The sequence below is a fragment of the Bacillus sp. 007/AIA-02/001 genome, from assembly GCF_004634455.1.
Classification (GTDB): Bacteria; Bacillota; Bacilli; order Bacillales; family Bacillaceae_G; genus Bacillus_A; species Bacillus_A cereus.
This window is the reverse complement of record NZ_SEIY01000001.1, coordinates 223,820-237,670: the sequence shown is the minus strand read 5'-3', so window position 1 is coordinate 237,670 and position 13,851 is coordinate 223,820. Positions and strand designations below refer to the sequence as shown.

Genomic DNA, 13,851 nt, shown 5'->3' with positions numbered 1-13,851 from the left:
AAATTAACAAAATATTCTGAATTAAAATCCGTCACATATCCTCTTTCAAGCATACTTCCCCGTAAAAGAACGCAAAAAACACCCGTCCCTAACAAAGGGACGAGTGTTGAAATCGTGGTTCCACCCTTATTCTAATAAAATGAATTTATAACGAAATAAGCTCATTTTATAGCTCGTGTAAATTGATAACGGTTTTATCCGCCAAGAATTACAATGCATCATGTATGCAGTTCACTCTTGAAGTTTAGAGGTGGTAAGCTTGTCTTTTCGTATTAGGAAGCTCACAGCCTAAGGCTTCCCTCTCTGAGAATCGTAAAATACAACTCATGTCCTCATCATTACTTTTATAAAATATCTTGTCGAAACTTGTTGTTTTTTATTATATGGGCTATTTTTTAAAAAATCAATAGTTTTATTTTTTCTGACAAAAAAAATATAGGGAGAAAATTTTCCCTCCCTATAACTGCCCTATTAAAATTTCTAACTCTTCAGCTGTAACGCTCCGCCACTTTCCAACTTCAAGCTCATTTAGCTCTATATTCATAATGCGTACTCGCTTTAGCTTTATTACAGTAAACCCGAAAGCTCGACTCATTCTACGAATTTGCCTGTTCATTCCTTGCGTTAAAACGATACGAAATGTTGATTGATCGACTCTTGTCACTTTGCACGGCTTCGTCATTCCATCTTTAATCTTTACACCGCTGGACATCTCATCAATAAACCAGTCCGTAAAAGGTTTATCGACTGTGACAACATATTCCTTCTCGTGCTCATGATCACCATGTAAAATTCGATTCGCAATGCCGCCGTCATTCGTTAATAAGATAAGTCCTTCCGATGCTTTATCTAATCGTCCAACTGGAAAGATTCGCTCTGGATAATTGATATAATCAATAATATTATCTTCAATATGATCAGCTGCTGTACAAGTAATTCCGACTGGTTTATGAAAGGCTATGTACACCTTTTCTTTCTCTTCTTTTACAATAACTTGCCCATCAATCGTTACAACATCACCATCGCTCACAAGTTCACCGTGCGTACATATTTCACCATTAATAGCCACGCGTCCAGCTTTAATGAGGCGATCTGTTTCACGTCTGGAGCATGATTTTGCTTCGCTTATGTATTGGTTGATTTTCATGTTCTATTCCTTTTCACATATATTAAAAGCGTCAATCTATGGCAATATAATTCTGCCACGATTGACGCTTTTTCACTTCGCAAAAACAACTAAATAAATAACCCCAATCACCAAAAATATTCCGCAACAAGCTAACAATACTTTTGCAAGTTTGTCCATAAACATATAATGGTTTCCCCTTTGTTTCGTTGTTTTCTATTTTAATTCGACAACTGTTACGCCTAGGCCTCCCTCGCCCATGTCGCCGTAACGGAAGGTTTTTACACCGCGATGCTTCTTCAAGTAATCTTGTACACCTTGGCGAAGTGCTCCTGTCCCCTTACCGTGAATAATTGATACGCGAGGATAGCTTGCAAGCTGGGCATCGTCTAAGTATTTCTCAACGCGCGCCATTGCATTTTCAAATCGTTCACCACGAAGGTCAAGTTCTAATGAAACGTGATAGTCTCTACCTTTTACCGTTGCAACTGCTTTTTTCTCTGTTTGCTTCGGTGTGTTAATGTATTCCATGTTAGATTCTTTTACTTTCATCTTCAGAATACCGATTTGTACGCTCCACTCAGTATCGCTTACTTTTTCAAGTAATTGACCTTTTTGACCGAACGTTAATACTTTTACTTCATCACCTGCACGTAACTGTTGCTTCGGCGCAGTGTTTTTCACGTTTACTTTTTGTTTCTTAACAAGCTCTGGTGCTGCGCCTTCTAGACGGCTCTTCGCTTCAATTAACTCGTGATCTTTCACGTTTGCAAGCTGTGCTTTACGCAATTGACGAAGTTCTTGAATAATGCCTTCTGCTTCTTTCTTTGCAGCTTCGACTTTTTCTTCCCCTTCTTTTTGCGCTTTTAATAATCGTTCATCGCGATCTTCGTTAAATTCAATGATTTGACGTTGTAATTCACGATGAAGTTTTTCAGATTGTTTGCGAAGTGCTTCTGCTTCGTTCCAGTCACGCTCTGCGTTCTTCTGGCTTTCTTCTAACTTCGCAATCATATTTTCAATTTTATTCGTATCTGTACTAATGTGGTTGCGTGCTTGGTCAATAACGCGATCAGATAATCCAAGACGTTTCGAAATTTCAAAGGCATTACTACGGCCTGGTACACCGATTAATAATTTATAAGTTGGACTTAATGTATTTACATCAAACTCAACACTCGCATTAATAACTTGCTCACGGTTATATCCGTATGCTTTTAATTCTGGATAATGCGTCGTTGCAACAACGCGAGCACCGCGATTACATACTTCATCTAAAATCGAAATTGCTAGTGCAGCCCCTTCTTGTGGGTCTGTTCCAGCACCTAATTCATCGAATAAAACTAAGCTTTCAAAATCAGCTTTTTCTAAAATATCAACGATGTTCACCATATGTGAGGAGAACGTACTTAAACTTTGTTCAATCGATTGCTCATCACCGATATCAGCAAATATATTTTTAAACACACAAATCTCTGACTCATCCATTACTGGAATGTGAAGACCAGATTGCGCCATTAAAACACAAATACCAACTGTTTTCAGCGTAACTGTTTTACCACCTGTATTCGGTCCTGTAATAACAATTGTCGTGAAATCTTTACCTAACATAATGTTATTTGGCACAATAATTTCTGGATCGATTAGCGGATGGCGAGCTTGTCTTAAATCCATATAACGCTCGTTATTTACGATTGGTTTCGTTGCTTTAATTCGCTTTGCATAAAAAGCTTTCGCAAAAATGAAATCAAGATTCGCAACTACTTCTACGTTTGATAAAACGATATCGGCTTCTACTGCCACTTCTTCTGTTAACATCAATAAGATGCGTTCGACTTCTTGTTTCTCTTTCACACGAGCTTCTTGCAGTGCGTTATTTAATTCTACAATGACTTGCGGTTCAATAAATAACGTTTGTCCAGAAGCTGATTGATCGTGAACAATACCACCATATACGCCGCGGTATTCTTGTTTTACTGGGATTACGTAACGTTCGTTACGAATCGTTACAATCGAGTCAGACAGCATCTTTTGCGCATTTGAAGAGCGCGTCATATTTTCTAATTTTTCACGAATACGGCTTTCCGCAGTACGAATTTGAGTACGAATACCACGCAGTTTATCACTTGCGCTATCGACTACTTCACCGCCGTCACCGATACAATTTGTAATTTTCTTTTCTAAATCATATAAAGATACAATTTGAGCGACGTGAGTTTCTAAAATCGGAAGCTCGACACCGTTATCAGCCATATCTTCAATGAAACGTTTCATATTACGACTACCATACATCGTATTCGCAATATCAAGTAATTCATTTGGACTTAACATACTCCCAATTTTTGCACGCTTCACATTTGAGCGAATATCCGTAATACCACCTAATGGTGCACTACCTTTTAAACGAATAACTTTCGCTGCTTCATCCGTTGTATCTTGCATTTCTACAATTTCTTCAAAATCAGTGCTCGGCACTAAATGCTTCACTTTGTCACGGCCAAGTGAAGAGGCTGTATGTTCAAGTAATTGTTCTTTTACTTTATTGTATTCTAATACACGCAACGTTCTTTCTAACATGTTGCAGGTCCCCCTTGCGTTACTTATTACGTTTAATATAGTCTAATAAACGTTCAATATCCCATGTGTTAATCACGTTATCTTTTTGAATCCAACCTTTACGTGCTGCTGCTACACCTGTTTCCATATCTTCTAACATTTCAAGTGTATGAGCATCTGTATTAATCGCTACTTTTACACCAGCATCTTGTGCTTGTTTTAATAATTTCGCGCTTAAATCTAGACGGTTCGGATTCGCATTTAATTCTAAAACTGTATTTGTCTCTTTTGCGAGTTCAATTAATAAATCTGTATCTACATCATAACCCTCACGGCGCCCGAGAAGACGTCCTGTCGGATGAGCAATCATTGTGACATGTTTATTCTCAAGTGCAGTACGCAGACGCTTCATGATCGTTTCACGGTCTTGTGAGAAGCTAGAGTGAATCGCTCCAATGACATAGTCTAATTCTTCTAATACTTCATCATCAAAATCAAGCGAGGCATCTGGTAAAATGTCCATTTCAATTCCGCGTAAAATTGTAATGTCTGGATACTTTTCATTCATACGTTCAATTTCTTTCGCTTGCTCACGAAGACGCTCTTTCGTTAAACCATTCGCTACTTTTAAGTATTGCGAGTGATCAGTAATCGCCATAAACTTATATCCACGAGCACGGCACGCTTGTACCATTTCTTCAATAGAAAAAGCACCGTCACTCCAAGTTGTATGCATATGTAAATCACCTTGTATATCGGAAAACTGAATTAAGTTCGGATACTCTTTAATTAATTCAATTTCTTTTCCATCTTCACGCACTTCTGGCGGAATAAATGGTAGACCGAAATGAGCAAAGAAGTCTTCTTCAGTCTCAAATGTTTTCACTTCACCTGTTTCTAAGTTCTCTACACCGTACTCACTAATTTTCTCGCCTTTATCTTTTGCGATTTGACGCATTTTTACGTTATGGTCTTTTGATCCTGTGAAATGGTGAAGTGTTGTAATAAACTCTTCTGGTTTTACTAAGCGGAAATCGATTGAAATATCATATTCATATTGAAGACGAACAGAAACTTTCGTATCCCCACTTGCGATTACCTCAATCATATTATCGAATTGTAGTAAATGCTCACGTACCGCTGCTGGTTCTGTCGTTGCAATGATAAAATCTAAATCTTTCACTGTTTCACGAACACGGCGCAAACTACCAGCGCGAGAGAAACGAATTACTTCAGCAATATTCGACAATTTCTCCTCTATTTCCCCGGCAATAGGCAATACCATCGCAATTGGTAAACGCTCTGGACGAGAGCCTACTTGATCGATTGCTTCTAATATTTTCTCTTCTGTCTTCTTACCGAAACCAGCTAAAGCTTGTACTTTATTTTCCTCACAAGCAGCTTTTAACGTCTCCATATCAATAACGCCTAGCTCTTTATATAACTTAGCCACCTTTTTACCACCAAGACCTGGTAGTTTTAATAACGGCAATAAGCTACTCGGTACTTCTTTTTCAAGTTCTTGTAATACTTCAGATGTTCCCGATTCTATATATTCTTGAATAACGGCTGCTGTTCCTTTTCCGATGCCCGGAATCTTTGTGAAATCTTCAATCTCAGAAAGACTACGATCGTCACTTTCTAATGCTGCTGCCGCTTTACGAAATGCAGATATTTTAAATGGATTCGCACCCTTTAGTTCCATAAAAAGCCCGATTGTCTCTAATAATTTGATAACTTGTTTTTTATTTACTTTCATCATTACCCCGCCTTTCTTTCATAGAAAAAAACTTCTCTTTCCGAAAAAAGAGAAGTTATACTCTGCTACCTGTCTGCCATAGTTCCTTCACCTTTTCAGATAGAATCGGTGTATCGTCTACAATTATTTTGCTAATTGATGATTTTTGTAATGGTGTTTGTACTTGTTCAATCGGAAGAATGTTTCCAATGATAATTAAGACAAACAAAACAATATATACTTCTAAAAATCCGAGGATTGCCCCCGCAAACGCATTTACTTGCTTTAAAACCGGTATTTCTGCAAACATATTTAACAAATTACCAAGTAATGAAAGTGCTATTTTTGTAATAATAAACAATATGATAAACGCAAGCGCTTGATAAAATACTGTCTCAATATTATTTGCATCAATCCATTCTGGAACAGATACGTTTTTATCAAATGGATACGGAATAAATTTCGCAAGTGCTGGCGCTAAATCTTTACAGTACCAGTATGCAACAAGGTATGCGATAATAAAGCTTGTTAACTTTACAAGTTGCAGAATAAACCCTCTGCGTAAGCCGAGGAAAAATCCCATAACAAGCAGTAAAATGATAATAATATCAATCATGTTATTCCATTCCTTTTTTTGTCATACTTTCTTTCAATTTCTCATGTTCTTCTTTTAATTTTATGTAATCGTGTATGACGTTTACCGCCGTCAATACCGCTAGTCTACTCGTGTCAAGCGAAGGATTCTTGGCATTGAGTTCGCGCATTTTATCATCCACAATCGCTGCTACCATGCGGATATGACTTGTACTTTCATCGCCAACAACTGAATATTGCTGACCATAGATTTCTACATTAATTCGACTTTTCTTTCCCTTTTGTTGTGACAACTCACCGGCCTCCAATCACGTACAGAATCCTAAAGTTTATCATACCATGAACCTTCATAATATGGAAACAGAAAGAACAATCCGATATGATAAAAATAACAATATAAAAAAAGGGGCGACCATTATGTCAAATTCTATCGTAATTCAAACAAATTCTACAGTAATTGAAGACATGAAACAACAATATAAACATTCGCTTAGCCCGAAAATTCCACAAGGCGGAATCTTCATGGCAAAGGTGCCATCTTGCACGATTACAGCGTATAAATCTGGAAAAGTAATGTTCCAAGGAGGCCGCGCTGAAGCAGAAGCTTCTCGTTGGCAAACTGTCTCTCAAACACCAAAAACAGCTGTAAAAAAATCTGTCGATTCACACCGTTATGCGCCGCCTGCTTCCATCAGTACAATGTCTATTGTAGGGTCTGATGAAGTTGGTACTGGTGATTTCTTCGGACCAATGACAGTCGTTGCTGTATATGTGGATGCGAAGCAAATTCCACTACTAAAAGAACTTGGTGTAAAAGACTCTAAAAACTTAAATGACGATCAAATTACTGCCATTGCGAAACAACTTCTACACGTTGTTCCTTATAGCTCTCTTGTCCTTCATAACGAAAAATATAACGAGCTATTTGATAAAGGAAACAACCAAGGTAAGCTAAAAGCTTTACTACACAATAAAGCTATTACAAACTTATTAGCTAAAATGGCACCTACAAAACCTGAAGGCGTCTTAATCGACCAATTCACACAACCTGATACATACTACAAATATTTAGCAAAACAAAAACAGGTACAGCGTGAAAATGTTTATTTCGCTACGAAAGGTGAAAGCGTCCATTTAGCAGTAGCCGCTGCTTCTATTTTAGCTCGCTACTCATTCGTAAAACAGTTTGACGAACTAAGTAAAAAAGCTGGTATGCCACTTCCGAAAGGTGCTGGTAAACAAGTTGATATCGCTGCTGCTAAATTAATTCAAAAGCTTGGTAAAGAACGATTACCCGAGTTTGTGAAACTGCATTTCGCTAATACGGAGAAGGCGCTTCGCTTATTAAAATAGTATCGACAAAAACAGGAGCCTACAAACTCCTGTTTTTTGTTTCATCCTACTATTGTCCTTATAGTTTTGTTATAATTATAATATACAGATTATTCTAACATAGGAGGAGATCTACATTGCTACTTCTACAAATGATTCTAAATATTTTACTAGGCGATCCACACGAAAGACAGTTCGAAATTAGAGAAAACATTCAGCTACTAAGTGAACAACCAGCGTTCAACGATTTAATAGAGCGTTATGGTCGATCTTTCTTATTAAACTTTCGGATTCGAAGATTTATCGGGAAACACGATGCACGCTTGTTAATACATAATCCAGCAAAACTACAACACTTCTGTGAAGAACTTGAATGTATGATTAGAAAAAGGAGGTTTTTCATATGAACGCTGTAAAAGTTAAAAAGGTACTATATGCTTTCGTACACCTCGTAGGCCCACTTTCTTACCTCACTATTTCTATAATTTGGGGAGCTTTTTTCACTACTAAATCCACATTCGAAAATATATCTGATAATCTTGGCGTGATGGCCATCTATTACGTGTTCATAAGTTTACTGTGGTTTTTCTATTTAGATCGATTAGACAAAGACATAAATAAGATTACAAAAGAAATTAACGATAATAAGATGTAACACATAACAAAGGAGAGCCCTTAAGACTCTCCTTTGTTATGTTAGCTTCGTTTCTGCTTCTTATTTGATGAAGATACTTTATGAGAACCTGTTTCATGTGTCGTCGTTCCTTGTCCTTCAACTTCTGGAGAACCTAGGCCCGATCTTGAATGATCTTTTTTCACTTTTTTACTCATTTATATTCACCCCTTCGCGTTACTTTTTGCTACGAGGGAATAAACTATACAATATGTAAAATAAAAAGCGAGAGGAAATCCTCTCGCCTTTTTTCATATTTTAGAATTCAGAAGAACCTGGAGTTCTTGGGAATGGAATTACGTCACGGATGTTAGCCATACCAGTGATGTACATTAGGAAGCGCTCGAAACCTAGACCGAATCCAGCGTGTTTTGTACCGCCGTATTTTCTAAGTTCTAAGTACCACCAGTAGTCCTCTTCGTTCATACCTAATTCTTTAATTCTGTCTACTAAAACGTCCATTCTTTCTTCACGTTGGCTTCCGCCGATTAATTCGCCGATGCCAGGAACTAGAAGGTCAGTAGCAGCTACTGTTTTACCGTCTTCATTTAAACGCATGTAGAATGCTTTAATGTCTTTCGGATAGTCAGTTACGAATACAGGGCGTTTGAAGATTTCTTCTGATAAGTATCTTTCGTGCTCTGTTTGTAAGTCAATTCCCCATTCTACTGGGTATTTGAAGTCAGCACCTGATTCTTGAAGCACTTTAATTGCTTCTGTATATGTGATGCGACCGAAGTCAGAGTTGATTACGTTGTTCATGCGCTCTAGAACTGTTTTATCAACGAAGCTGTTGAAGAATTCCATTTCTTCTGGTGCATGCTCTAATACGTATTTCATTGCATATTTCAGCATATCTTCTGTAAGGTTCATTACGTCACCTAGTTCAGCGAATGCAATCTCAGGCTCAACCATCCAGAACTCAGCAGCGTGACGAGTTGTGTTTGAGTTTTCTGCACGGAATGTAGGTCCGAATGTGTATACATCACGGAATGCTAATGCATAAGCTTCAGCGTTCAGCTGTCCACTTACTGTTAAGTTTGTTTCTTTACCGAAGAAGTCTTTTGACTCATCAACTTTTCCGTCTTCACCTTTTGGTAGGTTATTTAAATCTTGCGTTGTTACGCGGAACATTTCGCCAGCACCTTCTGTATCACTACCAGTGATGATTGGTGTGTGGACATGTACGAATCCACGCTCTTGGAAGAATTGGTGAATCGCAAATGCTGCGATAGAACGTACGCGGAACGTTGCAGAGAATGCATTTGTTCTTGGACGTAAGTGAGCGATTGTACGTAAGTATTCAAACGTATGACGCTTCTTTTGAAGTGGGTAATCAGAATCTGATAAGCCCTCGATATCAATTTTTTCTGCTTTAATTTCAAATGGTTGCTTCGCTCCCGGCGTTGCAATTACTTTACCTTCTACTTTAACTGAAGAGCTAAGTGGAAGTTTTGCAATTTCTTTGAAGTTCTCTAATTCTGTATCGAAAACGATTTGAACGCTTTTGAAGAAGCTACCGTCGTTTAATTCGATGAAACCAAATGCTTTTGAATCACGTAAGTTACGAATCCACCCTGATACTTGTACTGTTTGATCTGCATACTTTTCTGTATCTCTATACAGACTTTTTACTAATGTGTTTTCCATAGTGAAATTCTCCTTTGCTCATATATTTAAATACAAAAAAAACCTTTCATCCATAAAGGGACGAAAGGTTAAACTTCGCGGTACCACCCAATTTGTCATAAAGACCAACTTTAACTCGTATGTAATACATACTTCCCGGTTTGTAACAGGCCGGATTCCCGTCTAAGTCTACTCTTGAATACAAAATTCAATTTCGGTTAGCAACTCCAAGGTGTTCTTCACATATACCGCCTCATCAGGCTCTCACCGTCCCTGACTCGCTTTGGATTATAGTATATACTACTTTTCCTTATCATCGTCTTTCATTTTGTTAAACTAAAATTAATGTACTACATTCGAGAGAAAGATGCAAGGTGTCGGAAAATATATGAGCGATTTTTGTAATATATCGACTTACCGACAGTGTCCGACAACCAATCCAATAAAAAAATTGCCGGAATGAATCCGGCAATTTTCTAATTACTTACGTAACTCCGCACCGAATTTCTCTTCTACCGTTGTTAGTACACGGTTATGTGCTTCTGTTACTTCTTCGTCTGTTAATGTACGTTCTGCATCGAAGTAAGTCATAGAGAATGCAAGTGATTTCTTGCCTTCTTCCATTTTTTCACCTTCGTATAAGTCGAATAGTGTTACGTCTTTCAGAAGTTCTCCGCCAGCTTCAGCAATGACTTGCTTCATTTCACCAGCTTTTGTTTCTTTTGTTACTACAACAGCCATGTCACGTGTCATAGATGGGAAACGTGGAATTGCTGAGTAGTAAGTTTCCTCAGCGTCTGCACCGAATACTTTTACAAGAGATAATTCAAATACGAATGTATTTTTCACATCTAATTGTTTTTCTGCTTCTGGGTGCAATTGACCGATGAAACCAATTACTTCGCCATCTAATACGATGTCAGCTGTACGGCCTGGGTGCATACCTTCACGTTTTGCTGGTGCATATGTGATTTGATTTGAAACGCCAAGCACGTCGAATAGTCCTTCTAGTACACCTTTCACAACGAAGAAGTCTACTACTTTCTTCTCACCTTGCCATGCATGGTGAAGAGCAAGACCTGTCATAACACCTGCAAGATGTTGTTCTTCTTTCGGAAGTTCTCCTTCTTCTGTCGGTAAGAAGATAGAACCTACTTCGTATAAAGCAACGCTGTCGTTTTTACGAGCGACATTGTATGAAACTGCTTCTAGTAATTGCGGTACTAAGCTTAAACGAAGTTGGCTACGTTCTTCACTCATTGGAAGTGCAAGACCTACAGGCGCCTTTTCGTTTGGCTCAACCATATATTGTTTCGCTTTGTCAGCGCTTGTTAATGAATACGTAATTGCTTCATATAAACCAGCACCCTCTAAGAAGCGGCGTACTTTACGACGTTTCGTTTGTGCTGATGTTAATTTACCACGAGTCATCGTTCCAGAAGGTAATGTAACTGGAATGTGGTCATAACCGTATAGACGGCCCACTTCTTCTACTAAGTCTTCTGAAATTGTAATATCAGGACGACGTGCTGGTACATTTACATGGAATGTTCCTTCTACTTCTGTAAATGGGAATTTCAAGTTTGTGAACATTGTACCCATTTCACTCGCAGAAATATTTGTACCTAATACACGGTTTACTTTTTCAGCAGTAACAGATACTGTACGCTCTTGTACTTGTAAGTTGTCAGCTTCTACTACACCTTCAAGTGCTTCACCGCCAGCATATTTCGCCATTAAAGCAGCTGCGTGTTGAATTGCTTCAAATGTACGTGTTGGATCGATTCCTTTTTCGAAACGTGCACTTGATTCACTACGAAGACCTAAGTCTTTTGATGTACGACGTACTGTTTGACCTGCAAAGTATGCAGACTCAATTAGAACGTTTACTGTCTCATTTGTAACTTCAGAATCCGCCCCGCCCATTACACCAGCAACAGCTAAAGCTTTCGTGCCGTTTGTAATTACAAGATGGTGGCTTTGTAATGTACGCTCTTGATCATCTAACGTTTCAATTTTTTCGCCTTCTTTTGCAAGACGAACAACGATTTCTTTTGAACCTAATTTATCGTAATCGAATGCATGTAACGGTTGACCGTATTCCATTAAAATGTAGTTTGTAATATCAACTACGTTGCTAATTGGACGAATGCCAGCTGCCATAAGACGAGTTTGCATCCACATTGGTGATGGACCAATCTTTACGTTTTTAACCATTTTTGCAATGTATAACGGGTTTTCTTCTTTCGCTTCTACACTTACAGAAATATAATCAGAAGTTTTTTCTGCTGTTTCTTGTAAGTCGATAGCTGGAAGTTTTACTTCGCGGCCATAAATAGCAGCTACTTCATATGCAACACCTAACATGTTTAGGCAATCTGCACGGTTTGGTGTTAAACCAAGCTCAAGTACTTCATCGTGTAAGTTTAAAATTTCAAGTGCATCTGCACCAACTTCAGCGTCACTTGGGAAGATGAAGATACCATCTGCATATTCTTTTGAAACTAACTTTCCATCAATGCCAAGCTCTTGAAGAGCACAAACCATACCGTGAGAAGCTTCACCACGTAGTTTTGCTTTTTTAATTTTGAAGTTACCAGGAAGTACAGCACCAACTTTTGCAACTGGTACTTTTAAACCTTTTGCAATGTTAGCAGCTCCACAAATAATTTGAACTGGCTCTTCTTCACCGATATCGATTAAGCATTTGCTTAATTTATCAGCTTCTGGGTGTTTTTCACATTCTAATACGTGACCAACTACAACACCTTTTACACCTTTATTTAATACTTCAACGCCTTCTACTTCAATACCACTTTTCGTGATTTTGTCTGCTAGTTCTTGTGCTGTTACATCTTTAATATCTACATACTCTTGTAACCAACGATATGATACGAACATATTTATCCTCTCCTTCCCTTACGCTCGTTTGAATTGTTGTAAGAAACGTACATCATTTGTATAGAAATGACGAATGTCATCTACTCCGTATTTCAACATTGCGATACGCTCTGCGCCCATACCGAATGCGAAACCTTGATATTCTTTTGAATCATAACCAGCCATTTCAAGTACGTTCGGGTGAACCATACCTGCGCCTAGAATTTCAATCCAGCCAGTTCCTTTACAAGTGCCGCAACCTTTGCCATGACACATCATACAAGAAATATCCATCTCTACAGATGGCTCTGTGAATGGGAAGAAACTTGGACGAAGACGGATTTCACGATCTTCACCGAACATCTTTTTCACGAATACTTGCAGTGTACCTTTTAAGTCACTCATACGAATGTTTTTATCAATTACAAGACCTTCAATTTGCATGAACTGATGTGAATGCGTCGCATCGTCGTCATCACGGCGATACACTTTACCAGGACAAATAATTTTGATTGGGCCTTTTTCTTTATTATTTTCCATCGTACGTGCTTGCACAGAAGATGTATGTGTACGTAGTAACGTTTCTTCTGTAATGTAGAATGTATCTTGCATATCACGCGCTGGGTGATCTTTCGGTAAGTTTAGTGCTTCGAAGTTGTAGTAGTCTTTTTCTACTTCTGTTCCTTCAGCTACTTCATAACCCATACCGATGAATACATCTTCAATTTGCTCAACAACAGCTGTTAACGGATGGTGACAACCTGTTTCAACAGGACGACCTGGCAGTGTAACATCGATTGTTTCAGTAGCTAATTTCGCTTCGATTACTGCTTTTTCTAAGTTACTAATTTTGTCATCTAAACGCGTTTGAATCGCTTCACGCACTTCATTTACTAATGCTCCCATACGTGGACGCTCTTCTGCTGACAATTTTCCCATGCCGCGTAATACTTCTGTAATTGGGCCTTTTTTTCCTAAATACGCTACGCGTACGTCGTTTAAGCCCTTTAGCTCTTTCGCTTCTTCAATAAGCTCTAACGCTTTTTGCTTTAGCTCTTTTAAACGTGCTTCCATTTTGGAACCCTCCTAATTTTAAAAATAAAAAAACCTCGCTCCCAAAAAGGGACGAGGTAAATTCGCGGTACCACCCTAAATTGACAGAACAAGTCTGCCCACTCATTAGTTATAACGATCAATTCTGACCGGAACGCCTTTACATATACATGGTCCTGGCGTCAACTCCAGAGGTGAATTCACTTTCGTCTACCATAAGAATGCTTTCAGTCTACGGCACTCTCTCCCTATATGGCGATTTTGTAAGTT

The 13,851-nt window shown here is 38.4% G+C and carries 12 protein-coding genes and 3 other annotated features (1 of these 15 running past the window's edge); of the genes, 3 read left to right on the top strand and 9 right to left on the bottom strand.

The genetic code is table 11. The features are described 5' to 3' along the window. Nucleotides 1-92: 92 nt before the first annotated feature. Nucleotides 93-348, bottom strand: a binding site (T-box leader). 109 nt (nucleotides 349-457) lie between these two features. From ES895_RS01270 to zapA, 5 genes are all read right to left on the bottom strand, one after another. Next, nucleotides 458-1,147: a 23S rRNA pseudouridine(2604) synthase RluF gene (locus tag ES895_RS01270; RefSeq protein ID WP_000700746.1), complete on the bottom strand. Its 690-nt coding sequence runs from the start codon at nucleotides 1,145-1,147 to the stop codon at nucleotides 458-460. A gap of 195 nt (nucleotides 1,148-1,342) precedes the next feature. Then, a complete protein-coding gene (locus ES895_RS01265; protein WP_000893716.1) occupies nucleotides 1,343-3,703 on the bottom strand; it encodes an endonuclease MutS2 in 2,361 nt (786 codons plus the stop codon). 19 nt (nucleotides 3,704-3,722) lie between these two features. Beyond that, nucleotides 3,723-5,441 carry a DNA polymerase/3'-5' exonuclease PolX gene (polX, locus tag ES895_RS01260; RefSeq protein ID WP_000867517.1) on the bottom strand — a complete coding sequence of 573 codons (1,719 nt, stop codon included), beginning with the start codon at nucleotides 5,439-5,441 and terminating at the stop codon, nucleotides 3,723-3,725. A 55-nt stretch (nucleotides 5,442-5,496) separates the two neighbouring features. Next, nucleotides 5,497-6,036 carry a CvpA family protein gene (locus tag ES895_RS01255; protein ID WP_000565412.1) on the bottom strand — a complete coding sequence of 180 codons (540 nt, stop codon included), beginning with the start codon at nucleotides 6,034-6,036 and terminating at the stop codon, nucleotides 5,497-5,499. A 1-nt stretch (nucleotide 6,037) separates the two neighbouring features. Continuing rightward, nucleotides 6,038-6,307, bottom strand: coding sequence for a cell division protein ZapA (zapA, locus tag ES895_RS01250; RefSeq protein ID WP_000082701.1), 270 nt, complete (start codon nucleotides 6,305-6,307; stop codon nucleotides 6,038-6,040). Nucleotides 6,308-6,431: 124 nt separating this feature from the next. On the opposite strand from zapA, the gene rnhC reads away from it, so the two are divergent. The 3 genes from rnhC (at nucleotide 6,432) to ES895_RS01235 (ending at nucleotide 8,001) form a co-directional block, all read left to right on the top strand. After that, the gene (gene rnhC, locus ES895_RS01245) at nucleotides 6,432-7,367 is read left to right on the top strand and encodes a ribonuclease HIII (protein WP_000071574.1); all 936 of its coding nucleotides are present in this window, start codon (nucleotides 6,432-6,434) and stop codon (nucleotides 7,365-7,367) included. A gap of 116 nt (nucleotides 7,368-7,483) precedes the next feature. After that, a complete protein-coding gene (locus ES895_RS01240; protein WP_000925537.1) occupies nucleotides 7,484-7,753 on the top strand; it encodes a hypothetical protein in 270 nt (89 codons plus the stop codon). Continuing rightward, on the top strand, nucleotides 7,750-8,001 hold the full coding sequence (locus tag ES895_RS01235) for a hypothetical protein (RefSeq protein WP_000994758.1): 252 nt from the start codon (nucleotides 7,750-7,752) through the stop codon (nucleotides 7,999-8,001). Before ES895_RS01240 ends, ES895_RS01235 begins: the two co-directional genes overlap by 4 nt. 41 nt (nucleotides 8,002-8,042) lie before the next feature. Here the strand turns inward: ES895_RS01235 and ES895_RS01230 are convergent, their stop codons facing one another. The 4 genes from ES895_RS01230 to pheS form a co-directional block, all read right to left on the bottom strand. Next, entirely contained in the window at nucleotides 8,043-8,177 is a 135-nt protein-coding gene (locus ES895_RS01230) for a YuzL family protein (protein WP_000039590.1), read from the bottom strand. Between the two features lie 100 nt (nucleotides 8,178-8,277). Continuing rightward, nucleotides 8,278-9,669 (bottom strand): asparagine--tRNA ligase, encoded by a 1,392-nt coding sequence (gene asnS / locus ES895_RS01225; RefSeq protein WP_000432177.1) that lies wholly within the window; start codon nucleotides 9,667-9,669, stop codon nucleotides 8,278-8,280. A 53-nt stretch (nucleotides 9,670-9,722) separates the two neighbouring features. Beyond that, nucleotides 9,723-9,974: a binding site (T-box leader), on the bottom strand. A 154-nt stretch (nucleotides 9,975-10,128) separates the two neighbouring features. Beyond that, nucleotides 10,129-12,549: a phenylalanine--tRNA ligase subunit beta gene (gene pheT, locus ES895_RS01220; protein ID WP_000498191.1), complete on the bottom strand. Its 2,421-nt coding sequence runs from the start codon at nucleotides 12,547-12,549 to the stop codon at nucleotides 10,129-10,131. Nucleotides 12,550-12,567: 18 nt separating this feature from the next. Beyond that, entirely contained in the window at nucleotides 12,568-13,602 is a 1,035-nt protein-coding gene (pheS, locus tag ES895_RS01215; RefSeq protein ID WP_000388219.1) for a phenylalanine--tRNA ligase subunit alpha, read from the bottom strand. A 44-nt stretch (nucleotides 13,603-13,646) separates the two neighbouring features. Continuing rightward, nucleotides 13,647-13,851, bottom strand: a binding site (T-box leader); it runs 24 nt beyond the window's last position.